We start from the raw sequence: 2,910 nt of genomic DNA, 5'->3' as shown, positions 1-2,910 counted from the left end.
CTCGGCGCACCGGGCGGGCCCGCGCCCGCACCGGGCGAGGCCCCCGCGCCGCCGCCCGCCGCCGTCACCCCCGTGCCGCTGCCCCTCCCGAGGGCCGCCGGCACCCCCGCCGTACCGCACGAGAGCCGCACTGAGGAGCCCCAGCCGTGAGCGACGACGCCGTCCAGTACCCCGAGTACCCCGAGTACGCGGACGCGCGGAGCGAGCAGGAGCCGGCCCGGCCGGCGGCCCCCGGCGGGCCCGCCGGGGTCACCCCGGCCGACGCCGCCGACGCCGCGCGGCTCGTCTCCTTCGGCCTCCAGCCCAAACTGCTCCCCGCCCGGGACGCCGAGTACGCCGAGCTGCTCCGCCGCTACCAGGAGGACCCGGCCTTCGCACGGCTCGCCGACGCCGTCGCGACCGGCCTCGGCCTGATCGTCCTGGAGGTCTCCCCGCGCGCCGGCATGGCCGTCACCGCCGGCGAGGACTCCGTCTTCGCCGTCCGCATGGGCGACTACGCCCGCCGCGCCAACACCGACTCCGCCGACCGCTTCCTGCACGGCCTCGCCCACCTCGCCGTCGCCGCCATGGCCTTCCCGCGCCCCGAGGACCTCGCCGACGACGGCTACATCGGCCGCCTCACCGTCAACGGCGTCGACTCCTTCGTCCGCCAGGCGTGCCTGCGCCTGGAGCAGCGCGCCGAGGAGGAGGGCGAGAACACCGACCCCGCCACCGACGCCCCCGGCCTGGAGGCCGCCTGGCGCGTCTGGTCCCGCCGCTCCACCACCGGCGCGACCAAGGACGCCCGCCGCCTCGCCGGCTCCACCACCGGCATCGTCGCCAAGGCCGTCGCCTTCCTCACCGACTCCGGCTTCCTCCAGCGCACCGGCGACGAGAACGGCGGCTCCTTCCGCACCACCGCCCGCTACCAGCTCCAGGTCCGCGACATGGCCGGCTCCGCCGCCCTGACCGAACTCCTCGACCTCGGGATCGTCCCCGTCAGCGACGGCACCGCCACCCTCGTCCCGCCGCCCGAGGGCGACGACCTGGACCTCGCCGCCGACGCCGGCCTGCCCTTCCACGCGTAACCCCACCGCGCCGCACCCGCGCACCGCCCCGCACCACCGAACTTCCCGAGCACGAGAGCACGAGAGTCCCTCGCCATGTACGAGCTGTCCCGGGTCCGCCTCTACTCCATCGGCCCCGCCGGCGCCCGCTACGCCGACACCGTCCTGGACCTGCGCGGCGTCGGCGCCCCCGTGCCGAACCCCGCCCCCACCCAGGCGGAGTTCTTCGAGGAGGAGCCCGTCGGCCCGCCGCGCCGCCCCGCCCCCGCGGGCGTGCTCTTCCTGGAGAACGGCGGCGGCAAGTCCGTCCTCCTCAAGCTGATCTTCTCGGTGATGCTCCCCGGCCACCGCAACACCCTCGGCGGCGCCAGCTCCGGCGTGCTCCGCAAGTTCCTGCTCGCCGACGACTGCGGCCACGTCGCCCTGGAGTGGCAGCACACCCTCACCGGCGAACTCGTCGTCGTCGGCAAGGCCAGCGAGTGGCGCGGCCGCCAGGTCTCCAACGACCCGCGGAAGTTCGCCGAGGCGTGGTACTCCTTCCGTCCCGGCCCCGGCCTCAGCCTGGACAACCTCCCGGTCGCCGAGGCGAACTCCGTCCGCCCCGCCGCCGAGGGCGCCTCCGGGGCCACCGGTCGCCGCCGCACCATGAAGGGCTTCCGCGACGCCCTCACCGAGGCCGGCAAGGCGTACCCGCACCTGGACGTGGTGTGGGAGGAGATCCACGACCGCTGGAACGAGCACCTCGGCGAGCTCGGCCTCGACCCCGAACTCTTCCGCTACCAGCGCGAGATGAACGCCGACGAGGGCGAGGCCGCCGGCCTCTTCGCGGTCAAGAAGGACTCCGACTTCACGGACCTCCTCCTGCGCGCGGTCACCGACACCCGCGACACCGACGGCCTCGCCGACCTCGTCGGCGGCTTCGGCAACAAGCTCGGCCGCCGCGCCGAACTCACCGCCGAACGCGACTTCACGGCCGGCTCCGTCGACCTCCTCACCCGCATCGTCGACGCGGCCGGAACCCGCTCCCGCGCCCGCGAGGTGCACGCCGGCGCCGAACGCCGCACCCGGACCCTGGCCCGCCGGCTCTCCGGCCGCGCCGCCGGGGAACGCGCCCGGGCCGGCGAACTGGCCCAGGGGGTCACCTCCGCGGGACACGCCGTCTCCGAGGCCGAGACGGCCCGCGAGCGCAGCGCCCTCATCGCCGCCGAACTCGCCTACCGGCACGCCTCCCTGGCGCTCGCCGCCGCCGAGAAGGGCGCCGCGTCCCAGCGTCGCGAGCTCATCGAGGCCCGCACCCTGCACTCCGCCTGGCAGGCCGCCGAATCGGTGCTCCGCCACCGCGCGGCCGGCGACCGCTCCGCGCGCGTGGCGGCCGCCATCCGCGAGGCCGAGCGCGACGCCGCCCCGGCCCTCGCCGCCCGCGCCGAGGCCGCCGCCGACCTCGTACGGGCCCTGGCCTCCGCCGCCGAGGAGGGCGAGCGCCACGCCGCCGAGGAGGAGGAGCGGTCCACCGTCCTCCAGGTGGCCGGCCCCGCCCCCCACCGTGACGCCACCGCCGCCGCCACCGAGGGCCAGCTCGCCCGCAGCGAGGCCGGCCACCTGCGCCAGCGCCTCGCCGAGGTCGAGCAGGAGACCGCCGAGGCCGTCCGCGCCGGCTGGCTCGACGACTCCGCTCCCGACGCCGACCCGGCCCGCGCCGCGCTCGCCGCCGGCGACCCCGAGAAGACCACCGTCGCCGCCTGGGACGCCGCCCGCGAGACCGCCCGCACCGCGAGCGAGCGGGCCCGCGAGACGGCCGCCGCCGAGTCCCGCGCCGAACTCGCCGCCGTCCTCGCCGCCCGCGCCGCCGAGGCCGCCGGCTACG

1 protein-coding gene and 1 pseudogene are annotated in these 2,910 nt (G+C 77.5%); both read left to right on the top strand.

The window, feature by feature from the left end:
• The first annotated feature begins 146 nt into the window (after positions 1-146).
• A complete protein-coding gene (locus IE321_RS41240; RefSeq protein ID WP_190226746.1) occupies positions 147-1,067 on the top strand; it encodes a hypothetical protein in 921 nt (306 codons plus the stop codon).
• 75 nt (positions 1,068-1,142) lie between these two features.
• Positions 1,143-2,910, top strand: a pseudogene (locus tag IE321_RS41235) (hypothetical protein); the annotation flags it as partial.

Origin of the sequence: Streptomyces hydrogenans (assembly GCF_014656075.1) — a bacterium.
Taxonomy (GTDB): Bacteria; Actinomycetota; Actinomycetes; order Streptomycetales; family Streptomycetaceae; genus Streptomyces; species Streptomyces hydrogenans.
Note: the sequence above shows the minus strand (reverse complement) of the source record. Positions and strands in the feature narration are given on the sequence as shown.